The organism is Desulfomicrobium baculatum DSM 4028 (genome assembly GCF_000023225.1).
GTDB classification, from domain to species: domain Bacteria; phylum Desulfobacterota; class Desulfovibrionia; order Desulfovibrionales; family Desulfomicrobiaceae; genus Desulfomicrobium; species Desulfomicrobium baculatum.
The window spans coordinates 1,418,693-1,440,616 of the sequence record NC_013173.1 but is presented as its reverse complement, the minus strand read 5'-3'; the positions used below and the strand labels follow the sequence as shown (position 1 = coordinate 1,440,616).

The 21,924-nt window shown below is 46.2% G+C and carries 19 protein-coding genes and 1 pseudogene; 13 read left to right on the top strand and 7 right to left on the bottom strand.

What is annotated here, in order from left to right:
* Positions 1-4: 4 nt before the first annotated feature.
* Positions 5-2,200: an AAA family ATPase gene (locus tag DBAC_RS06570; protein WP_015773498.1), complete on the bottom strand. Its 2,196-nt coding sequence runs from the start codon at positions 2,198-2,200 to the stop codon at positions 5-7.
* 359 nt (positions 2,201-2,559) lie between these two features.
* On the opposite strand from DBAC_RS06570, the gene DBAC_RS06565 reads away from it, so the two are divergent.
* The 7 genes from DBAC_RS06565 (at position 2,560) to DBAC_RS06535 (ending at position 9,630) form a co-directional block, all read left to right on the top strand.
* Positions 2,560-3,153, top strand: a complete 594-nt coding sequence (locus tag DBAC_RS06565; protein WP_015773497.1) for a type IV toxin-antitoxin system AbiEi family antitoxin domain-containing protein — start codon at positions 2,560-2,562, stop codon at positions 3,151-3,153.
* Positions 3,150-4,052: a nucleotidyl transferase AbiEii/AbiGii toxin family protein gene (locus DBAC_RS06560; RefSeq protein ID WP_015773496.1), complete on the top strand. Its 903-nt coding sequence runs from the start codon at positions 3,150-3,152 to the stop codon at positions 4,050-4,052. The genes DBAC_RS06565 and DBAC_RS06560 overlap by 4 nt, the downstream gene beginning before the upstream one ends.
* Before the next feature lie 555 nt (positions 4,053-4,607).
* A complete protein-coding gene (locus tag DBAC_RS06555) occupies positions 4,608-5,726 on the top strand; it encodes an ADP-ribosylglycohydrolase family protein (protein ID WP_015773495.1) in 1,119 nt (372 codons plus the stop codon).
* A 51-nt stretch (positions 5,727-5,777) separates the two neighbouring features.
* Positions 5,778-6,275 (top strand): YqiA/YcfP family alpha/beta fold hydrolase, encoded by a 498-nt coding sequence (locus tag DBAC_RS06550; RefSeq protein WP_015773494.1) that lies wholly within the window; start codon positions 5,778-5,780, stop codon positions 6,273-6,275.
* Between the two features lie 167 nt (positions 6,276-6,442).
* Positions 6,443-7,414 carry a helix-turn-helix transcriptional regulator gene (locus DBAC_RS06545; RefSeq protein WP_015773493.1) on the top strand — a complete coding sequence of 324 codons (972 nt, stop codon included), beginning with the start codon at positions 6,443-6,445 and terminating at the stop codon, positions 7,412-7,414.
* A gap of 8 nt (positions 7,415-7,422) precedes the next feature.
* A complete protein-coding gene (locus DBAC_RS06540) occupies positions 7,423-9,204 on the top strand; it encodes a DEAD/DEAH box helicase (protein ID WP_015773492.1) in 1,782 nt (593 codons plus the stop codon).
* 129 nt (positions 9,205-9,333) lie between these two features.
* Positions 9,334-9,630, top strand: coding sequence for a hypothetical protein (locus DBAC_RS06535; RefSeq protein WP_015773491.1), 297 nt, complete (start codon positions 9,334-9,336; stop codon positions 9,628-9,630).
* 273 nt (positions 9,631-9,903) lie between these two features.
* Here DBAC_RS06535 and DBAC_RS06530 read toward each other — a convergent pair whose 3' ends face one another.
* Positions 9,904-10,926 carry a helix-turn-helix transcriptional regulator gene (locus DBAC_RS06530; RefSeq protein ID WP_015773489.1) on the bottom strand — a complete coding sequence of 341 codons (1,023 nt, stop codon included), beginning with the start codon at positions 10,924-10,926 and terminating at the stop codon, positions 9,904-9,906.
* 141 nt (positions 10,927-11,067) lie between these two features.
* Between DBAC_RS06530 and DBAC_RS18350 the strand changes: the two genes are divergently transcribed.
* The 5 genes from DBAC_RS18350 to DBAC_RS18345 all read left to right on the top strand — a co-directional run bounded on the left by DBAC_RS18350 (position 11,068) and on the right by DBAC_RS18345 (position 17,038).
* The gene (locus DBAC_RS18350) at positions 11,068-11,412 is read left to right on the top strand and encodes a YkvA family protein (RefSeq protein WP_228644936.1); all 345 of its coding nucleotides are present in this window, start codon (positions 11,068-11,070) and stop codon (positions 11,410-11,412) included.
* Positions 11,413-11,786: 374 nt separating this feature from the next.
* Complete coding sequence (locus DBAC_RS06520) at positions 11,787-12,740, top strand: hypothetical protein (protein ID WP_015773487.1); 954 nt, start codon at positions 11,787-11,789, stop codon at positions 12,738-12,740.
* Complete coding sequence (locus DBAC_RS17760; RefSeq protein ID WP_015773486.1) at positions 12,737-13,261, top strand: hypothetical protein; 525 nt, start codon at positions 12,737-12,739, stop codon at positions 13,259-13,261. Before DBAC_RS06520 ends, DBAC_RS17760 begins: the two co-directional genes overlap by 4 nt.
* A 1-nt stretch (position 13,262) precedes the next feature.
* The gene (locus tag DBAC_RS06510; RefSeq protein WP_015773485.1) at positions 13,263-13,739 is read left to right on the top strand and encodes a hypothetical protein; all 477 of its coding nucleotides are present in this window, start codon (positions 13,263-13,265) and stop codon (positions 13,737-13,739) included.
* The gene (locus DBAC_RS18345; protein ID WP_015773484.1) at positions 13,739-17,038 is read left to right on the top strand and encodes an AAA domain-containing protein; all 3,300 of its coding nucleotides are present in this window, start codon (positions 13,739-13,741) and stop codon (positions 17,036-17,038) included. Before DBAC_RS06510 ends, DBAC_RS18345 begins: the two co-directional genes overlap by 1 nt.
* 96 nt (positions 17,039-17,134) lie before the next feature.
* Here DBAC_RS18345 and DBAC_RS19770 read toward each other — a convergent pair.
* From DBAC_RS19770 to DBAC_RS06490, 3 genes and pseudogenes are all read right to left on the bottom strand, one after another.
* Positions 17,135-17,304: pseudogene (locus DBAC_RS19770) on the bottom strand (IS256 family transposase); the annotation flags it as partial.
* Positions 17,305-17,358: 54 nt separating this feature from the next.
* Positions 17,359-18,470 (bottom strand): IS3 family transposase gene (locus DBAC_RS06500; protein WP_143890812.1). Its coding sequence is split into 2 segments (ribosomal slippage): positions 17,359-18,218 and positions 18,218-18,470, totalling 1,113 coding nucleotides; the frame shifts between segments, so codons are not numbered across the junction.
* A gap of 202 nt (positions 18,471-18,672) precedes the next feature.
* Entirely contained in the window at positions 18,673-19,059 is a 387-nt protein-coding gene (locus DBAC_RS06490) for a helix-turn-helix domain-containing protein (RefSeq protein WP_015773483.1), read from the bottom strand.
* A gap of 192 nt (positions 19,060-19,251) precedes the next feature.
* Here DBAC_RS06490 and DBAC_RS06485 point away from each other — a divergent pair, with 192 nt between their 5' ends.
* On the top strand, positions 19,252-20,490 hold the full coding sequence (locus tag DBAC_RS06485) for a hypothetical protein (RefSeq protein WP_015773482.1): 1,239 nt from the start codon (positions 19,252-19,254) through the stop codon (positions 20,488-20,490).
* 68 nt (positions 20,491-20,558) lie between these two features.
* On the opposite strand, the gene DBAC_RS18340 is transcribed toward DBAC_RS06485, so the two are convergent.
* The gene (locus tag DBAC_RS18340) at positions 20,559-20,888 is read right to left on the bottom strand and encodes a hypothetical protein (RefSeq protein WP_267195242.1); all 330 of its coding nucleotides are present in this window, start codon (positions 20,886-20,888) and stop codon (positions 20,559-20,561) included.
* Complete coding sequence (locus DBAC_RS19765) at positions 20,821-21,774, bottom strand: hypothetical protein (protein WP_015773481.1); 954 nt, start codon at positions 21,772-21,774, stop codon at positions 20,821-20,823. Before DBAC_RS19765 ends, DBAC_RS18340 begins: the two co-directional genes overlap by 68 nt.
* Positions 21,775-21,924 lie beyond the last annotated feature (150 nt).

Sequence of the window (21,924 nt, the reverse complement as noted above, 5' to 3'; positions counted from 1 at the left end):
ACCTCTATTTCAAGAACCCCATTCCCCGTCGGTCGATATCGAGCTTCAATTCCTGCTCTTTGCGCAAACCCTCAAGTAACACATGATGTTTTACACCCTTTGCGCCATCAAATAGCATTCGTGAACGAACCGCGTGAAAATCCCCCGGTGTCAGGCGGCGCATAGCCAGCAGTTCCGTTTCCAGCTCTTTTGACATCGGCTCCGACGCCAGTGGCGCAAGAAGTGCGTCATAAAGTGCCTGCACCTGCTCCGGCTTGGAGTACGTGAACGCAATCTTGTGGCTAAACCGACGCATGGCTGCCTGATCCATGTTGTCCCGACGGTTGCTGGTGCAGATGCAGAAACCCCGGCATTCTTCGAGGGCGGTCAGGAACTCGTTGACTTGGGTGGTCTCCCAGGAATGCGCTGCTTTTTCCCTTGGAAAGAGGAAGCTGTCGGCTTCGTCGATGACGAGAACGGCGTCGTCACGCTCCGCATCCCGAAAAGCCTCCGCAATGTTCGCTTCCGTCATGCCGACATACGGCCCGAGCAGGTCGCTGGCGCGGACAACCTTGCACTCCCGGTCCAGCCTGTCCGCCAGATACCGGGCGAGCGCGGTCTTGCCTGTGCCGGGAGGGCCGTAGAAGAGCATCGTGGCCGCGCCTGCGTTCAGCTCGCCGCCGCTTCGCAGCATGCGATCCACCCGAGTCAGCTTGTTCATCAGGGCATCAACGGAGCCTTCCAGGCTGACGCCTTTGGGGTCGTAGTGCGGTGCCACCGCGATCTTCTTGCACTGCTTGCCGCCATCACGCAGCAGCGTCTGATAAGAATCCACCACGCGCCTGAGCGCTGGGACAAAGGCGCTCCGCTTTCTCCCGGTCAGCGCCGCAGCCTGGGTCACGGACATCTCCATGACCGATGCCGGGACATCGTAGGTGCGGGACAGGTCTGCCAGCTCGGCGTCATTCACGCGATTCAGCACACCGCGCCGCTCCAGGATCTGCCGCCACATGGCGCTCCGCTCCTTTCTCCCCAGCGGCTCGAAATGAATGCTGAAATGAAAGCGCCGCCGCACCGCCCCTTCGAGGTGATGCACGTGGTTCGTGATCCACAACACCCGCTGGCCGGGCTTTTCCAGAAAGGTATTGAGCCAGGCTTTATCCACGTTCTTTTCCCGAGAGAACATGTCGCAATCGAGGATGCGCTCTGCCTCATCCACGAGCAGAAACGCCTTGTCGTGCTGGGAGGCGATGCGTGCTCCGGCTGTGAGTTGGGCGCGGCGGTCATTATCCGCGCCTTGGGGCGGGCTCACGGACCAGGCCGGAATGCCTTCGGCCGCAGCCAGGCTTCGAGCAAAAGTCGTCTTGCCGGTGCCTGGGGCGCCGTAGAGAAGGATGTGCATAGGGCGGTCACTGGGCTGCCGAAGCAAGGCGCGGACATGCTCCACCTGTTCGGCGGGGATGCTGAAATTTTCGAGCGGCAACGCCTCCCCTTCCAAAGGACGGCAAAAAGATTGGGATACGCGCGTTGAGTCGCTCTCGGTCCACAGATCACGAATGGAGTCTTCCAGAGCAACGTGCCTTCGATCAACTTCAGCGATGCCAAGATAAGCCAGTTCCCGCAGAATGCTGCGACACCGTGAGGCCGTGATGCCGAGCATGTGAGCCAGAAAATAGAGGCCGCCAAACCGCATGGCCTGCAAATTGTCTTCGAAATAGCTTTCCACCGAATCAAAAGATCGATTGATGAACAGAAACTCACACAGCTCAACGCTCTCCCGGTCAAGCCCGAACAGCTCTTCCAGCCGCTTGGCGGCCATGGCGTACGAACGAGGACGCTTCATCCGAGTGGAATGCATCTCCCTGCACTCTGCCTGAAGCAGCGCCCGGGCAGATTTGTGATGGCGAGGATGTTCCTGCAGAAAATCTTCCAGCGCATTGCCTAAATTATAGAGGGAGACGCGCTTGAGCTCTTCGAGAGTCGCCAACTCGTCCTCGCTCTTGGACACGGGAACGAACGACGCAGCCTCCTTGATGAGGCCCTGCAGGCAGAAATCAAGCCCGCCCAGACACCACGCCGTGCACGCGAAAAGTTCCGAGCTCAGGACAATCCGCTTGTCAAAAAGACGCATGAGCCAGCCCGCCGTCTTGATCCGCGCATAGCGACTTTCGGGCGTGGAATCGATGGAACCGGAATTGCTTCTTCTGAACATTCGTCTCATGTGGTCTCTCCAATGGTCTACAGTTGGGTCTGAAATCCTGGGCCTGCCGGAGCAGGTCGCTTGAGATCAGTATTACCAAGTCCGCATGATCACTGGCTATCGAGAACACGATGATCGTCCCGTGAGGCTGGGAAGATCCCTCGTTTTTTTCACTTCCCGCCGGGAAGACATTCTAAAATATTCGAAATATCAAAGTGTTGCACGCAAAAAGATGCTGCAAGTTTGCCGAGTTGCGAGATTTACTCCCAGAGAAGACGCATGACTTCGCATAAGCGCGGAAAGGTCTTGATTTTCCAACCGCGACAAGACATATTGTCCATACTTATTAACAAATAGTGACAATTTGTCTGGAAGAATCCATGAAGCAGACCCCTGAAGACGTATTCCGAGCCAACGGCGGCCAACTGCGCATGAGCGAAGCCATCGCGCACGGCATCTCCCGCTACATGCTCTACTCTCTCAGGGACAGGGGTGTGATCGAGCAGCTCAGCCGCGGGGTGTACCGCCTTGTAGAACTGCCCCCCATCGGCAACCCCGATCTGGTGACTGTCGCACTGCGCGTCCCGAACGCGGTCATCTGCCTGATTTCCGCCCTCGCCTTCCACGAGATGACCACACAGATTCCGCACGGAGTCTCCGTGGCCATTCCACTTCAGGCAAGACGGCCGGAGCTGGACCATCCTCCGCTGTTCGTACACCGGTTTTCTGGTGCGTCGTACACGGCTGGCGTCGAGGAGCAGCGGATCGACGGGGTACCAGTCAACATCTACTCCCCTGAAAAAACCATCGCCGACTGCTTCAAATTTCGAAACAAGATCGGCATGGACGTGGTGCTGGAGGCGCTCAAACTCTACAAAACCCGGAAACCCTTCAAGCTCGCAGCCCTGCTCGACTATGCGAAAATCTGTCGGGTTCAGAACGTGATGCGACCGTACCTGGAGGCAACCCTGTGACATCCGGCAAGAACATCTCGGCATCCGTCAGGCAACGCCTCTTGAACCGTGCCCACCACGACGACAGGCCTTTCAATGAGCTCCTGCAATACTATGCCATGGAGCGCTTTCTGTACCGCCTCTCCCGCTCTGCCCATGCGGACCGCTTTGTCCTCAAAGGGGCGTTAATGCTCAGGGTCTGGCGATCCCCCCAATTCAGGCCGACCATGGATATCGACATGCTTGGCAGGACAAACCGCGAGGAAACGCTCATTCTCCGTCAAATCCGGGATATCATGATGATGGATGTAGGCATGGACGGACTTTCGTTCGACCCAGATTCGCTCCGGACCGAGCGCATCACCGAGGACGCCGAGTATGAAGGAATCAGAGTGCGATTTCTCGGGACCCTGGGCACGGCACGCATCAACATGCAAATTGACATCGGCTTCGGCGATATCGTCCATCCCGGCCCCGAGATGGCGGAAATGCCCACAATGCTCGATTTCCCGGCCCCGCGACTTCTTTGCTACAGCCGAGAAAGCGCCATTGCCGAAAAATTTGAAGCCATGGTGTCTCTGGGCGCCCTGAATAGCCGAATGAAGGACTTCTACGACATCTGGCTCCTATCGCGTCAATTTGACTTTAACGGAAAGGATTTGGTCGAGGCCGTCAGATTGACGTTCAAACAGAGAGGAACTGTCTTGCCTGAACAAATTGAAGCTTTCCGCCGAGACTTTGCTGAAGTTAAACAGACCCAGTGGGCGGCTTTCCGCAAGAGGCTGCAGCAGGAACATGTCCCTGTTTCGTTTCAGGAGGTCACGACGGCGCTTGGAATATTCCTCGGACCGATCGCAACGTCGATTTCAGAAGAGTCAAAAATTCCAGAAGCATGGGCTGCCTCGGGTCCATGGTCCTGAAGTCCACCCATTTCACCCCTTCACTGCGCTAAACAAGTCCCTCTCTCTTTCCACCATCCCTCACCAAGTCTTTGCCGGGATGTTCCCAGCATCACGGGACCATCCAGCCCGCCATGATTGCCGCGCCACACGACAAACTGCACAAGGAATGCGTCAAGCACATCCAAACCTTCGTCGCAACAAGCGAGGAGCACGATGAACGAAATCGCACAGCACCACATCCCCTATCCAGCTGTTGAAAAATTCAAAATTCGCAGACCGTTCAAAAATTGTGAGATGCAAGGAAGTGAAAAAATCCAGGGCGCGCGGTGTATTCGAGCATACATAAGTGGTCCGGATTATTTCGCTGACGCAGCAGATCGCCGTTTTGGGACGACCTGCTACGAAGAGATCCTCCACGCCATCGCCATGGACGCCCATGCGAGCTGGACTGAACCAGGCGAGATTTCACCAGATAGCCCTGACCATATCGACCAGCCGATTACGAGTTGTAGCCATTCGGCCCATGCCTGCGCTACCCAGGAATCCAGCAACCGAAAGTCCCGGAGATCCCGAATGAAAGAAAGTCGGCAGCTTAACGCCACCATACTCCGCCAGCTATTCGACACCAAAGCCATACGGCTGGAGCGCGGCGCAATCTTTGACCATTCGCTTGCCCCCAAAGGACCGGATTTCGATTTCGGCCGAGTGGAGGGCATGCTCCTGGGCGCTGCCATCGGCGACTCTCTCGGGAACACCTCGGAATCAAGGCTTCCCCTGGTCAGACATCAACTCCATGGTGAAATCCGCGACTATCTGGTCCGGGATCGGACCGGCAGCGCAATGGGTTATCCCAGCGACGACACGCAGCTGACGTTCTGGACCCTGGAGCAACTGATCGAAGACAAGGGGGAGTTCATACCGGAGCATCTGGCCCGCAAATTCGCGGACAGCGGCCGGATTTACGGCATCGGCCGAACCATGAAGGGCTTTCTGGACGCATTCAAATCCGGCCGCCCCTGGTACGAAAGCGGGCCGCATTCCGCCGGCAACGGTGCGCTCATGCGCATCGCGCCCATGCTCATCCCGCATCTGCGCCAAGGCGGCACGGACATCTGGACCGACACTGCCCTCTCGGCCATGATGACCCACAATGACCATGCGTCCACATCCTCATGCCTGGCCTTCACGGCCATGCTCTGGGAATTGCTGGACATGAAGACGCCGCCCGACCCCGCCTGGTGGCCGAAAAGATACGCAGCCCTGGCCGCCGATCTGCAAGGCAACATCGGATACGCTCCGAGAAGCGGGTGCATGAAGTACTCCTTCGATGACCCATTGCATCAATTTGTCAGCGAAAAGCTCACATGGGCATACGGCGAAAACCTGAGCGTCATGGAGGCCTGCGAAATCTGGCGTTCCGGAGCCTATTTGCTGGAGACCGTGCCAAGCGTCCTCTACATCCTCATGCGCCACGCCCAGGACCCTGAAGCAGCTCTGGTCAGGGCCGTCAACGACACCAAGGACAACGACACCGTCGCGTCCATCGTTGGAGCCGCTGTCGGTGCGCTGCACGGCAGGAAAGGGCTGCCGAATCGGTGGATTGAAGGACTGACAGGCCGAACCAGAGGGACAGATGACGGCCAGATCTTCAGCCTCATTTCCAGGGCACGCCAGGAATTTTGGGAAAAATGACCTTCGGGCGCAATTCGCCCATGCAGCACAATCAGCAAAGAGAGACCCATCATGCAAAGAACAATCATTTTCCTGCACGGCAAACAATCCACGCCGGAAGGCTCCGGCAGCGGCAAGGCGATCCGGGAACATTTCTCCAACGAGTTCAACGTGCTCATCCCGGATTACAAACCCATGGAACGCACACATGAAGAAATCGAAGCCTATTTGAAGGAGTACATCTCCCCTCACCCCGAAGCGCTCATCGTCGGCATATCCCTGGGCGGCTACTGGGCCTATCGCATGACGTGCGTCCTGGCTGCCGACTTTGGCCTATCCTGCGTCCTGCTCAATCCGTATTTTTACAACTATCCAGAGATCGAAATCCCCGTGCCGCCGAAAAATATCCCAATCACCGTTGTCGTCAACCTTGATGACGATCTCATCAATCCGCAGGAAGTGATCAAGCGCTTCGAAGGCACGGCGGCGATCAGAACGTTCGAGAAAGGCGGGCACAGGTTCAAAGATAAGACGCCGATCGTCGAAGCCGTCAATGCTAGTCTGAGGTGAGAGAACAATTTGGACACGACGGGTACATGTGAGCGATATCTCGGTCTTTTTTTGTTGTCATACAATCCAACATATCTAGCGTTGCGCAGCAAGACACGCTACACCTGTACGGTCTCGCCCAGTGTCCTGGGCGCCATCGGTGCAACCCTGAAGATATCGAGATCCAAATGGCCAACGACCCCCAGAAGATCCAGCAACTGCGACGCATCCTCCTCCTCTATCAACTGGTGAAGACGAAACCGGAAATGTCCTCCAAGGAACTTCAGGAAGAGCTTGGTGTCGGCAAGTCCACGTACAATCGGGACCGCAAGTTCATGGAAAGCATAGGGATCGAGTTCAGCTACGTTAAGGCCGTACGAAGACAGGTCATTACCCAAGATGGGTATCTCCCCATCCCCGACCTGAGCCTTGACGAGCGACTGGCCATCATCCTGGCGCTGAGCCAATTGGGGGAATTGCAGGAATCCTTTCTCGCAAAGCATGCCAGAGCGGCGGCATCCAAACTCCTGGCCAGCCAGGATGACTCTTTTTGCAAAGCCTGCAAGGCGCTCCTTGACCAGGAAATCGCGCACGGGGGTTCATCACGGCAAGAGCAGATCGTCGCCGACCTGCTCAACGCCACCATCAACCGCCGGCGTATTCGCATCAGCTACTGCAAACCGGGCCAGCCAGCCGAGGATTACGAGGTCGAGCCCTATCAGGTGTTCGTGGTCGATGGGTTCCTGTACCTGGACGGGTACTGCATTGAACGCAAGGAGATCCGCTGCTTCAAGGTATGCCGGATTCACAGCGTGCGCGACCTTGGGTTCACCTTCTCGAACCTGCGCGAATACGACTTCGCCCGCAGACGGACCAATGTCTTCGGAATCTATGCCTCGAACCTTGAGCCCGAGCACGTCAAAGTCTGGTTCGCAGCGGAAATTGCACCGTTCATCCGCGAAGAGTCCCGCCATGCTTCGCAGAAACTCACCGAAAACAGCGACGGGAGTATCTTCTTCGAGGTTGATGTGGCGGAACCGGAAGAGGTGCTTTGGTGGGCCCTGCGCTGGGGAGGGAATTTCGAGATCATCGAACCGCAGTGGCTCAGGGACGAGGCCATCAAGACCATCAGGAAGATGGCGCAGCGCTATAAGCAATAGGATTCACAATGGCGACAATGTTCCCGGAATCAGCTTCCGTCTTCACGACGGAAGGAGAAAAGGTTTTTTATAATTTCCTCAGCAAGGTTGCCAGGCCAGATTCTCAGATTCTCGCGTGGTACGAACCCGATATATCCGGCCGAGAACCTGATTTCATACTCTTCTCGCCAGATTGTGGACTGATCGTTTTTGAAGTCAAAGATTGGCGAATTGAACAAGTACACGAAGCAAACCCGAAAGAATTTCGATTACGTTGCGGCACCCATGACGAGCCGCGCAAAAATCCGCAAGCGCAGGCCAGGGAATATGTGAAGGAGTTGCTGACTCGCATCACCCGCGATCAGTCCGAGGCCAAACAATCACCCGGAAAGTCTCCCGTCCCCATTACAGCAGGGGTCGTCTTCCCTTACATCACGAAATTCGATTTTCTTGAAGCCAAGCTCGACCAGGTCATCCCCGTCAGTAAAATCATATTCTGGGACGATCTGCATGAGCTGTCACCTTTCTGGTCAGACCCGTCAGGGGCGCTCTTCCGGACATGGTTGCAGGAAAAATATCCTCCCCTTTTTTCCTTCTCGCTTTCTCCGCGCCAAACAGCATGGCTCAGAGCAATGCTATTTCCCATCGTTCGCATCAATCTGCCCCACCGGGCAGGTGCCGTTCATAATGACAACGAAAAAGTCATCCAAGCACTCGATCACTGCCAAGAACAATTGGCCAGAAATTTCACGCAGGGCAAACGACTCGTCACCGGCCCGTCGGGAAGTGGGAAAACACTGATATTAGCCCATCAGGCGTGGCACTTGCCGAGGGTCAATCCGAAAATCAAAAAAGTCCTCTTTACATGCTTCAACCTGTCGTTGCCGGGGTATATCCGCAGACTGCTGGCTCGAAAGCATGTCCCCATGGGTGAAAACGGGGTCGAGGTCATCTCTATCTATGACCTGTGTGAACGCATTCTTGGCGAACGCTTGGCCCATGCCAAAGAGCAGACGGATTATTACGAACTGGTTGTTCAAGAAGCGCTGGAAGCACTGTCTACAAAACTCGAGATGGGTTCGTGGGATGCTATCCTCGTCGACGAGGGACAAGACTTCACCCCGGAAATGGCCCAACTTCTTCTGAAACTCCTGCACCCAAAACACGGTGTGCTGACAATCGCCATGGATGAAAACCAATCAATTTACACCTGTGCAACCCGCATGTGGGAGAACTTGGGAATTCATGGCCTGACGGTTTTTCGCCTTGCGGAGCAGTACAGGTGCACAGGAAACATTGCTGATCTGGGTGCTCAACTCTTTGGCGCGTGTCCGCATAAGCCATGCGAATCCGCCCACGCCGGCAACGCGCCAACAATAAGGGCTTTTCCGGATCAACAACGCCTACTTGAAGGGATCACAACCGAGATTGCCCGGCGCGTCCAAGACGGAATCCCAATGTCCGAAATAGCAGTACTTTACACCAAAACCAGGCTAAAAGACGGCTCTCTTTTGCCAGTCCAACTTATAAGACTATTAGAAACCAAAGGGGTATTGGCCGAATGGCCCGCAGAGGACGAGAGATCAAAGCGCCGCTTCGACATCACTTCGGACACGGTTAAAATCTCAACGATTCATAGCGTCAAAGGGATGGATTTCGGCCATGTATTCCTGATCGGCCTGGACGATCTGAAGGACTACCCAGACGGCAAAAACAGGCGTCTTGCATACGCGGGAATCACGCGCGCCCGGCATGAACTTTTCATTGCCTATGTCAAAAATAGCGGAATGATTCCGGCCCTCAAACTTTAGAACGCAATTAACCGGCAAACAGCACGCAAAGTAGCCCCTGATATTTTCCATATTCTGGAAAGATACTCATGCATGCTCCTTCAACATGACGGGGAAACGAATTTTCCCGCGAAATTCAAGGAGGACTGTATGAACAAATTTTTATGGTTCCTGGGCGGATGTGCTACCGGACTGCTTGCCGCAGCTGCGATTTCCGTATTGGATGAAAGTTGCGGTTCGTCATCTTCGTGCGAGGATGACGAGGATGTTAAATTTGCGAACGAGGACGCCTCTGATGAAGAGGCTCCAATCTATCCGGAAAATTATTGCAAGGCAGCTTCGGCAGTCTTTGCCAAAGCCTTCCCCCGCGGCGATGTCGACAGCAACAGCGACAACGAACAGACTGAGCACGACATCCCTGACTGCCCCGATACCCAAGCAACCTGAGAGGAGACACATGAAAATCCCCTGCCCCCAATGCGGTTCCAACAACACGAAATGCTCCCCCGAGGGCCCAAAACTTATCGGTTGGATTGAGAAACTGATCCCGCTAAAAAAAAGCTTCCCCGGTGGCCGCTATACTGTGGAATGCAAAGATTGCGGACACAAGGGAATTATCATGGTCAACTAAAAAAATGAGCGGCATGGGATCACCTGGGCCGCTCATCTTGAAATGCGCATCCCTCTTCTATTTTGAGGAAAATTTCAAGAAACTTCGCTTTATGCTTCGCACAATGAATAATATCCCAAGGCATCCGCCAATTCCTCGCGAACCCGATCCCGAAGATGCGCAGGTCGCAGCAGTTCGGCTTCACGCCCAAAGCTCAAAATCCATTTGACCACCTCAAGTTCCGATTGTGCCTGAAAGGTCAACACTACAGTCCCATCGGAAGTCTCCTCCAACCGGTCGCAAGCGCTCCATTTGCGTTCCCTGACATACCTGGCACCGCCTGAGCTGAATTTAGCCGACACTTCGAACGGAGCTGTCTGGCGCGACATTCCGAAATGCCCGTTTTCATCAACGGGAGGCAAAATTCGCAACGCGCCTTCAGGTACTATTCGACGCGTCGGTTGCAGCACCTGCAGCCTGTGAATGGCCAAGGTGATCTCCTGCTGCACTTCCGGGATTCCCCTTTCGGCGACTTTCCACCCGCGCACATATAACGCTTCATGAAAAGCCATTACCCGCACAGGCACAAAAACATGCGTTTTTGGTGTGTCACGGTGCGGAGAAAGATAGACAGCCTCCACCACCTGCCGCTCCCGGATGGCAACCATGAGACGCTCAAGGATCTTCTCGAATGCTGAATAGTCGATGCGGCCTTTGGCAACGCCCTGCCCAAGTGGAGTCAGGGCATGGCTGCGCGTCTCATAGTCATCCAGAAGCACCGCAGCCTTCTCCGCCGTTTTCTCAAGGTTGGCCCTCATGCCTTCGGGAAGCAAATGACACATCCATTCCCTGCACAGCACGAGCTGCGACAACTCCGTGTCGGTCAGGCTCACCTTGGGCCGGTCGCACAGCACCTGAATCTGATAGTAGGACTGCCGGTTTTCGGTTCGGCGCTGAAACTTGGCTCCAGGAATCGCTTCAAGCTGGTCGATGAGCCGCAAGACCGTCTGGCGAGAACACTCAAGCGTCTCGGCAAGATCGCCAAGCGAATAGGCCCGACCGGTAAACAACAGAAGATATAGAAGCTTGAGAGCCTTTTCCGTAGCCGTGGACTCGTGTTTCTTACGGGGCATTCATCCTCCAAAAATTACGCGGAACATTCCATAATATGGAAACATATGGTGCGAGGGAATCTGAGAAAGGTCAACGCATGTCGCAGATAAGCAATACACGATTCAACAAAAGCAACAATCACGGAGGTCAGCATTATGTCAATGAGCGAGCAAAAGAAGACAGAAACACTGTCGAGGGCTGCAGGAATGGCCGACGATTTTGATCCAGAAAAGGCAGAGGCGTTCTTATTGAAGCATGAGGACAAGGAGTGGTTCTCGGACTTTGCCACGCTGCTGCGCATGCTCACCACGGATGGTTACAGCCTGAGTCCATCAACCTGGGCCGTGATTGCTGGGGCTCTGGCTTATGTCGTTTTTCCTCTAGATGTGATTCCAGATTTTATCCCGATGCTGGGTTGGCTTGATGATGCATTTGTTTTGGGAACGGTGATCGCTACGCTAAAAAATGAAATACATCATTTCAAAGAGTTATATGAAGTCAAATAACACATGTATGACAACTACTAATATCCTTAACACAATGAACAAACGTCATACACAATATTCTCTTGACATAAAAAGGATCATGAAGAACAAAATTTTGGTCAGATTCCTATTTGCTAATGGTGCGGTTGAAGCAATAGCCCGCTTATTACTTCGACGAGGAAATAGTTAGCGTCTACTGCACGCTAACGCTTACGGATCGAAGGCTTTAACCACAAAATGTTAACAAAATAGGGCTCGGAGTGTTATCAGCAGAAGTTCATGAAACCATGTAAAAAGGACAAGAGAATTGTACGTTAGAGGAGATCGAAAATTGGAGACTAATGGGAATTGAGATGACGGAAACTAGACTGCACATATAAAAAGAGAGGCATTAATTGATTATCACTTTTAAATTTTCGATTTTCAATCTAAACATAGAGCATCAAATATTAAAAGAACTGGGAGAGTTTACAGTTTTTTGCATGCAAGCAATAAATGAAAATATTTCTTTACCTAACATATCAAATATTATCCAACTCGAGGAAGAACTTATAAAAAAACAATTAACTTTTTTAATATCAAGAAAATATTTAAATAGCGACTACAACTTGTCTCAAAAAGGCAGAGAAATTATCGAATTACTACAATTCATAAACATATTCAATCAAGATGAAGTGAAGATCGCACTAGAACAGTATGTAGAAAATGATTTAAAAAAAATATTTTCTATAGATAATTCTAATTTTGAAAAAAAACAACAAGGATATTTAATTAAAAACAATTTTTTTGACTATAAACTTCAAACAAAATTCGACGAAATGATTGAAAATGATAAAAATAAGATCAAATTTTTTTTAACTGACAGGTTTCCAAACCATAAAAACATTGTCGATAAACATATAGACTCTTTTATTTTTAGAATTTTAAAAATCAATGAGGAAATTTTTTATAATCATTCAATTACAGAAGATGCTTTTATTGATATGCTTGAAGATAGTAAATTACAAAACAAAAACTATATCACTATTGAAATTCCAGTTGTAGAGATAAAAAAAATAGTAAAGAGTAACATTTTAGACAAAGAAACAGTAGATTCGATTCAAGAAAAATTTGATGAATATAAATACTTTAATATGATTAACGGAAAACCCATATCGTGCCTAAACAAAATTTCAAATAGTACCAATTTGAGCATTGAATCTAAATTAAAAAAAAATAATATTGCAAAAATGCAAAGTTTAGAAAGTATATCAATCAACAATCTTTTATTTGTTGATCTGAAAACAGATATCAAAGATCTGAAAGAAACAAAATTTTTTAATATCACAGACATTTTTAGAGATATATGAGAACTGTAGATAGATTTAATACAAAACAAGCAAACAGAGTTTATAGAAACTCAAAAGTTATTTATCAGTTTGCAAAATATGGGTCAAAAGGATTTTACAAAATAAATCCTACATTAATTTTTATAGATGCTGCTATATCTCTTGGTGAACTTTTCATATCATATTCTCAATATAAAAAAGTCAAAGAGCAAAATATACAATTAGAAATACAGATTGAAACATTGAAGAAAGAATTTAATAATTTAAAAAAACGATTACAAATAGAAGAAGATAAGTTTAAATTTGAATTGAAAAATAATAGCAAGCTCATAGAAAATAGACTCAAAGCCAATGAGCAAAATAAAATAATATTGAAAGTAGCGTATAAAACAGCTCAAGAATATTTTTATTTAATGAGAGTGGAAGTCGAAAAATATAAAAAAGAATATCCTTTTAGCAAAGAAACACAACAAATTGAAAGACAATATTATGAAGCAGTGACGGCTTATGCTGAAATATCATTAGATTACATTGGAGGTTAAAATGAGAAGTTCGAAAAAAAATAGAACAAAACAAGAAAATGGTAGTGCAAAATTTGATTTATCAAGCAATCAATATATTGATTTACTAAATACAGGTGCTGATGTTATTAAAAGTGGCCTTGATTGGTTGAATGAAATTGAAAAAACTAAGCAGATAGCGATTGAAGCAAATGCTAGAATTATGGAATCAAATAACAGATTATCTTCTGAATTGGTTCAATTTGAAAAAGATATACTAAAAATTCAAAGAGAATTTGAGTTAGAATATAAAAAATTAGATGATAAACACATATTGAAAATGAGGCAATTGGATTTGATAGAAAAAATAATAGATAAAATTGACAAAATTGAAATAGAGATCAAAGTATATCAAAAAGTTGATGGCCTAACTTCTTCAATCGTTATGACATTGTTTGAACAACTGCATCAACAAAAATTAGCTTATATGAATAATTTAGTTACTTTAGGTCAAAGATAATGCTTCCATTAGCTGCTATACTTGCTGGTATAAGTATTACCGCTACTGCTGCAAGTTGGATTTATAACAACATGACAGAAAAGGAAAAAGGAAGACAAGTAGGATTACAAAACGATTTAAATGACTTAAAAAACAAGTTTGATATTAGACAAAATCAACATAATGAAAATTTAAATGAGCTTGCTCGAAATAACTTCAATACAATCAAAAGAAAATTTTTAGAAGAAGTTGCATTTTTCAAGGAAGAAAAAAAAGAGATTAAAAATGATTTGGATAAGTTGGCAATAGCGATAGAGCGAGAGCTCAAGAATGAAGCTATATCACCATACCAAAGACAATCATTACTTGAGAATAGAAACCGTATTGAAGATGCAAAAAATAGGCTTGATGCTTATTGGCGCTATTTAGATTGGTTTAAACATAAATTAGATAATTTAGCACAATATGAAAAGTATGAAGATATTTTGAGACTAGAACTTCCACAACCGCTTTTACCAGAAGAGTATCTTTATATTGGAAAATTAGCATATATCATAAAAAATGAAATTTCTGTCAATGGAGATCAGTCAATAGGTTGGAACAAATACGATCAAAAGTTACAGCTTAATGATTATCACAATAAGACTGAAGTCGATGTGCTAAATAGCTTCGATGATAGTCAAGAATTTATGATTTTGATTGATTTTACAAAAAATAATAAACATTTTAATGCATCAGCAATTAAAGGAATACTGTACCAACATATTTTAGAGAATATGAGTTTTGAGGTACATCCAGTACGTAATGAAAGACAAAATCAAGAACGAATTAATGTTGTATATAAAGATATAAGGCTTTTATTAAAAAGAGATGACAAATTATACCCCTTTAAGCGGTACAAAGAATATGACAGTTTTGAAGTAAAAATTAAAGAGTTTGATCTACTGCTAAAAGAAGTCTTCGTAACAGAGAAATACAATGAAATTATTAAAGAAATTTCTGGTGGAACTATCCCATGTATATTTCAAATTAATGAAAACATACCAATTGATTGTATTGAGAAAATTGAAATTTCACTTCAAAGCAATAGCTTTCAAGCTGTAAGTTCAAGCCAAAATCATTTAACCTTAATGTTAGACAAATATGAACTTTTTTTTGAAATAGACAAAAATAATCATTTATTAGTGCTGCATAAAATAGTAAGCATTGACACATCTAGATTGACTTCTAGTTCGTTCACAATACCTCATGAAATTTTACTGATAGAAAATAGCTTATATTATGATAGATATAAAAATTTTTCACTCAATCAAGAAGTGCTTTTTAATGAATTTATATCTTTTTTGAATGATCAGTTTTCCTATATAGATTACTCATCTAAAACTGAGCATAAAGATTTTGATTTTTTCAGAAAATGGCAAAGGATTATTGAATATCAAATTGAAAATAACTCTTTTGAAATATTCAAAATACAATATATAAAATATGATAGAGATGATCTAATACTCATTTTTTATATTGATAGTCATACTTTAAAAGAGCATGAAATAAAAATTAAAGACAAAAAACCGAAAGAGGTTACACTTGAATTAAACAGCATAAATATTGGATTTTTAGACGATTATTCTTTAAATGAAGGTCTTTTAAAATCTAAAATAGAATTTATAGATCAACTGAGCGATATTCCAAAATGTGGTACACTGCTTATAAAAGTTAAAACTCACCAACCTGTTTTGCAAAAGCAAAAAAAAGCATTAAAAGATTTTGCATCTTCTAAAATAGTCAATAATGACATAAAACAACTACTCATTTCACCATCTTTAACTCAACACAAACCTCTTAACTGTGATTGTCAACTGACCTTTAAAAATAAAAATCTAACTGAAAATCAACAAGAAATTATCAAAAAAGTCTTTAATGAAAAAAATATTTTTTTAGTGCAGGGACCTCCTGGGACAGGAAAAACAACTATAATCAAAGAATTAATTTATCAGACAATTAAGCATGATAAATATTCAAAAATACTTATTGTATCTCAGCAAAATGTAGCCGTAGATAATGTTTTAGATGGTATTGACAGAGAAAATAGAGAGTGGTTTGCACAAGAAGGTTATAGCATTATAAGGGTTGCGCCGAATGAGGATAAAATTCAATATGAAAACATTAAAAAATATACTGTTGAAAATTGGTTTGTAAAATATAAAGAAGCAGTAATAATTAATTTTATACATTTAGAACAAAATAAGAATGATAATAAAAATTCTTTCAATTCTAAATTGTCGACTTCTTTTAGAGAAATTAATGAACAAAATATCAAACTTTACGAATTTGCTGTCAAATGGCTGAATTTAATTTATAAACCTGATTTTAGAGATGTGGATAATGAGATAAAAGAGTTACTGATCAGTAAACATCAGATATTGGGTGCTACATGCGTCGGACTTGCAAATAAATCCTTGGGTTTAGACTTGGTTGAGTTTGATACAGCTATCATTGATGAGGCTGGGCGAGCAACTGCTCCTGAACTATTGATTCCGATATTGCGTGCAAAAAAAGTCATTTTAATTGGTGATCACAATCAATTGCCACCTACGATAGATAGAAAATTGTTAGAGAAATTAGACAGTGATGATGAAAATGATTTGAGTTTTGAAGATTTAGAAATTCTGAAAAAAAGTTTTTTTGAGGAACTATTTGAAAAGATACCTTTAAGTAATAAAGCAATGTTAAATGAACAATTCAGAATGCCTCAACAAATAGGAAGTTTAACTAGTAGTTTATTTTATGATGAAAAGCTACGCAATGGACATATTAAAGAAACAAATGACTTTATATGCCCTAAAAATATTATTAAATGGATAGATGTAAATGGATTTCATAAAAAAGATGGAACAAGTAGTTACAATAATATGGAAATAGACGAGATCGTGACATTACTTGGACTCATAAATAGCTTTTTAGAAAAAAAGGGACTTATAAAATCTGTAGGCATTATCACTCCATATTCTGCTCAAAAATTAAGATTAAAGAATAAAATTAAAGCACTAAATTTATTTAGTAAGTTGAATATTAAAACAGACACTGTGGATAGTTTTCAAGGTGAAGAAGCTGATATAGTAATTTACTCTACAGTTAAAACATATGGAAATATTTCATTTTTATTAGATAGAAAAAGGCTTAATGTTGCTATCTCTAGGACAAAAGAAAATCTATTTTTTATTGGGAATAAAAACTTCTTTTATAATGCAAAAACAGAGACTACAGAAGTCAATCTTTTCAAAAAAATTATAGATTACTTAGAAACATCTAACATTACATAGCAATGAACAGGGAGCACATCCGATATCTGAGGTGTATTTTTTTAGTAATGTTTTTCATGGGTAGAGGATGTCCTGAATTTTGCGTTAACGGCTGTGTTAGAGGTTGATCATCCTGTCTTCGAATTGGATGCTGAATCAGTCAGCGCAGCCTCCCAATTTCCAATCGGAATAGTCCATTTCCGGCTGATGTTCTGTAGGGCCAGATAGAAGAGCTTGGCAAGGGAGGCGTCAATCGGGAACGAGCCCCGGTTCTTGGTCATCTTGCACACTCTCATACTGATCTATTCAATAGCGTTGATGGCTCTGTAAACCTCCCCAAGTTAGTGCCATCCAAAAGTAGAGACTTCCTTGGGTGAATATTTCATGAGGAACTCTGCCGGGGTCAAATCGCCAAGAGACTCATGGGGCCGCTCCTCGTTGTACTGCCTCTGCCAATTCTCCGTAATTTCCTTCACTTCCGTGAGTGATTTGAAAAAGTAGAAGTCTAGGACCTCTTCCCTGTAGGTCTTGTTGAACCGCTCAATGTACGAATTCTGCGTGGGCTTGCCTGGCTGGATGAACTCCAATGCCACGCCGTTCTTTTCGGCCCAGTCGGCCAGCAGCACGGAAATCAGCTCCGGCCCGTTGTCCATTCTCAGCTTGGCAGGAAGCCCGCGCCAAGCCACAATCCGATCCAAAACCCGCAATATCCTTGCCGCTGGCAGATTCGTATCCACCTCAATCCCCAAACACTCACGACTGAAGTCGTCCAGCACGTTGAAAGTCCTAAACCTCTGACCGCTGGCCAGCGCGTCATGCATGAAGTCAATGGACCAGCAGACATTCGCGCATGGCGGAACCGCCAGTGGTTGCGGGTTTCGCGAGGGCAGGCGCTTCTTGCCTTTGCGCCGGAGATTCATCTTCAAAAGACAATATACCCGGTAGACGCGTTTATGGTTCCAGCGAAAACCGTGTCTGCGCAATACCGCGAACAGCTTGCCGAAACCGTAACGAGGATACCGGTCGACCAGTCCCAGAAGCGCTTCAATGATCGGCGAATCATCTTTCGGTTTGGGCTCATACCGGTACACAGTCCGGCTAAGGCCCAGCGCAGCGCATGCCTGCCGCTCACTGATGCCATGCTCGCTGTGCATGAAATCCGCTAAATCGCGCTTCTCGGCTGGCCTCAGAGCTTTTTTGTGATGACATCCTTCAATGCCTCGTTTTCGAGGCTGAGATTGGCGAACATGCGCTTGAGCTTGCTGTTCTCTTCTTCAAGCTCCTTGAGCCTGCGGATATCCGAGGCTTCCATGCCGCCAAACTTGGCCTTCCACTGGTAGTAGGTGGCTTGGCTCACGCCGTGTTCACGACAAATATCAACAACCTTGCGACCGCCATCGGCTTCTTTCAAAATCCGAATGATCTGGCTTTCCGAAAATCGAGACTTCTTCATCTTGCCCTCCGTGAGGCAATCTTTACCAGAAATCTCTATTTTTCAATGGCCCGGTTTTACGGGAAGGCTACAGCTCTTGATAAGCTAAGGCTCGAAGGTGCCCAACCGGTCCGTTTTCGATTGTTCAAATTGCTATCAAACCCTTGTCGTAATTTTCGATGATAGTTTATTTTTCTTTGCAAGGAATTTCAAAATATAAAAATTACTTTCTCATATAATCTAAAAATCTTTCGATTATAAATACTATTTCACCAGAAAGCGCTTTCAAAACATAATCACCATCTTTTAATTCAAAATTATGTTTTTTTTCTACATAATTTTTAATTAAGACATTCATATCTTCATCATTTTTCCTCATTTTATCCGCATATTTTTCCCCAAAAACAATATAATTTAGATCCAGATTATATTGTTTTGCAATCAAAATAGCCCACCCTGCCGGAAACGTGTTCCCGGTTTTTTGCTTCGACACTGAAGCACTCGATATCCCCAAAAACTCTGCAAGGTTCGTGGACGTCTTGAGATCCGTTTGCTCGGATATGCGCCGGAAAACGTCTTCGAACTCCAAATCCATTCCCGCACGACTCATCTAGTCCTCCAAATTCTTCATCTTTTTTCCTAAATCAATTTAGGAAAAATCTAAATAATTTAACGATATTATGACAAATATTTCGATTAAACGCATTTATTTTTAAATACATATTGACAAAACTAGCCTAAAGTTATATATACCCATCTCATAAGTCAACTTTTTTAACCAAAAACAAACAGGAGATTTCTTATGAGCAAGAACAAAAAAGACAAAAACTTGGTCCCCTTTGGAAAGTACGAGGGACAGCCCCTCGAAGTCCTTTTGGCCGACAAGTCCTATTGCGCCTGGCTGGTTGGCCAGGCCACCATTCGCGAACAGTACCCATATCTGTACAATTTGGTACTCAATGATCCTGAAAACGATATCAAAACGCCTAGCCATAACAGAATGCAGGCAGAATATTTGACCAAAGACACGATGTTGAAACTGTTCTACTTGGTCAACCCGGAAATATTCTCTCACGACAAAAAATATTATGAACGCAATCTTGATGATTATTTCACTGACAAGATGTCAATCGTCAAGAACGTGTGCGAAAGCGTAAGTAGCAGAATTTCTGAAATCAAAAAAATGGCTGATGAAGTAAATTCAATATCGGAAAATTGGAATATGCGCGAAAAAAAATCATTCATTATCCCTGTTTCTCCGTTCAAAAAATATACGGACGGAAGAAAGCAGGAAGAATACTTGTTCAGCAGTCCTGCAAGCTTGATCGTAAGCAATCCGGAAGAACTTTACAGAAACACCGTCCTGGACTTTGAATTGTTCCATGCGTTTTTTGAAGAATTCAGAATATACTTGGCTGAATCACACTTCAAGCAGATCAGCCCTTGCAAAACTTCGTTCGAAAAAAAGTTCAATGATGTAACCATTGAAATCAAACACCATGAAGAAATTAACCCGAAATTCTCATCGCGTGTCGAAAATTTTTTCGAGCGCGCTTTGCACAGATACTCCGTTGGCAATAACGAACAGCTTAATTACCCGGACTTCTTGCTTGCAGAATGGAGATATGCAAACCCAAAAAAAACCAGTGAACTGTATTATGTCGAACTCAAACCAAGCATTGGCGATGACTATCACACGGTTTTGAACCAGATTTCGAAACGCAGGGAAATGAATAAGATGCATTTCAAGCAGAAAAAATCACAGTCCGTGAAATATATTCTTGTTATCGGCGCCTACGATGGAACAGGCGTTAGCTTTGAAAATGTCAAGAGCATCTTCAAGAGCGAAGAAATTGATGTTGTGCTGGAAAAGGACATCGAAAACGTTAAACTGCCGAAGATCGAAAGCGATTTCAGAATCAGTCATTCTGAACTCCCTGCTTTGATTGAAATTTTTAACATCCTTGATTCTATGAAAAAAACAATCCGCAGTACGGATGAATGTTTTGCAGACAAGAACAATCGCGCATCAGGATTCTAGTCAATTTAAAAATCAGCACTGCGCCGCTGCGTGCATATCAAAATTGCACGCAGCTGCGCAGTGTCGTTTCAGAAAAGCAGCGCGACCAGGTTCACCCCGCGCTTCCTGAGCTGATAAAGCACCTGCTCCTGTTCGGCCTGCAGTTTATGATCCGCACCCCACCTCGCCAAAGCCTTCAACTGATCGCCACGCAACGCGTCCTCGCGGAATGACCTGACACCCTGCCATGCAGTCAAGTCGGAGTGCAGGAGTTCCAATGTTTCCTGATTCGGAAAGAACTCCCCGTCACGTCCCGATGCGGCGGACAGCCTGTCGAATATGGCCAGCCCGTCAGGATCGAAGTCTCCGAAGTGAATCCAGCGGCATGAGACAGGTGCCGATTTGAGCCAAGCGGCCACCCCTCGTGAGGCGTAGCCACCCGTGTAGATGAGGATTCCTGTAGGAAGGATGAGTTCCAGAAGGGGAGAGAGATTTATAAGAGACGCACTGCCGCACGAACCGGATGAGTTTTGCGAGCATGCGCTCAATGCGATGGCGCATCCCCTCCAGAAAATCCAGCGCCCGCCCGATGGCGGTGCGCAGCTTGGGCTGGGAAAAACGGTCATGGCATTCCGACAGCGCAGCCATGAGCGGCATGTAGGCCGACCCGTCTTGGACCGCATCAAGCAGCTCGTCCAGATACTCGCGCCCCTTGCGCTCCGCAGCCAAGGCCTCCTCGAAAGCCTGTTCGTCCTGCCCACTGCCCAGCCGCTTGGCGGTCTGCTCCTGATCGAGGAGCCCCTCTTCTATGGACAGGAGCTTGTACTCGATCTTTTCTCGAATGGTGCCATGAAAGAAATGAGTCAGCCACTTGGCAAGCTCCGCATGATCGCCCTGCGTCATCTCCTGGCGCAGCGAAGAATGCGCCTGATTCAGGAGTGTGCACAAATCCTCGCTGCCAAAGTCCGCATCTTCCAAAAGATCCCGGGCCAGACTACGCCCAAGCCGAGTCAGACAGTACTCCTGCGCCCGCGAATCAGTGACCGACGTGCGCACCATCCTGAAACGCACCAGCCGGTCAATGACCTGCGCCGGCTGAGAGACGTCATCCTCCATACCGAGTTGAGCGGCGGCATGGGAAAGCTGCTGCCGCAACTCACGGTCCGAGATCCTCGCCGCCTCCGTGGCCAACTCACGAAAATACAGCCAGCCGACGAAAAGCAAATCCTGCTTGGAAAGCTCGAGCCCACGCGGAAAGCGGTTGGCGAGGCTACTCAGTTTAAAGATGATGTCCTGCTGCTGCATGCCGACAGGAGATATACGGATTGCCGGGCGGGGTCCAGAACGTCTCATCCTGATGGATGCCATATTACAAGAATTGAGATTTCTTTATTGTCGCTGCATGACAGAATATTAATTATCACAATAAAATCAATGCAATATTCGTAAACAACA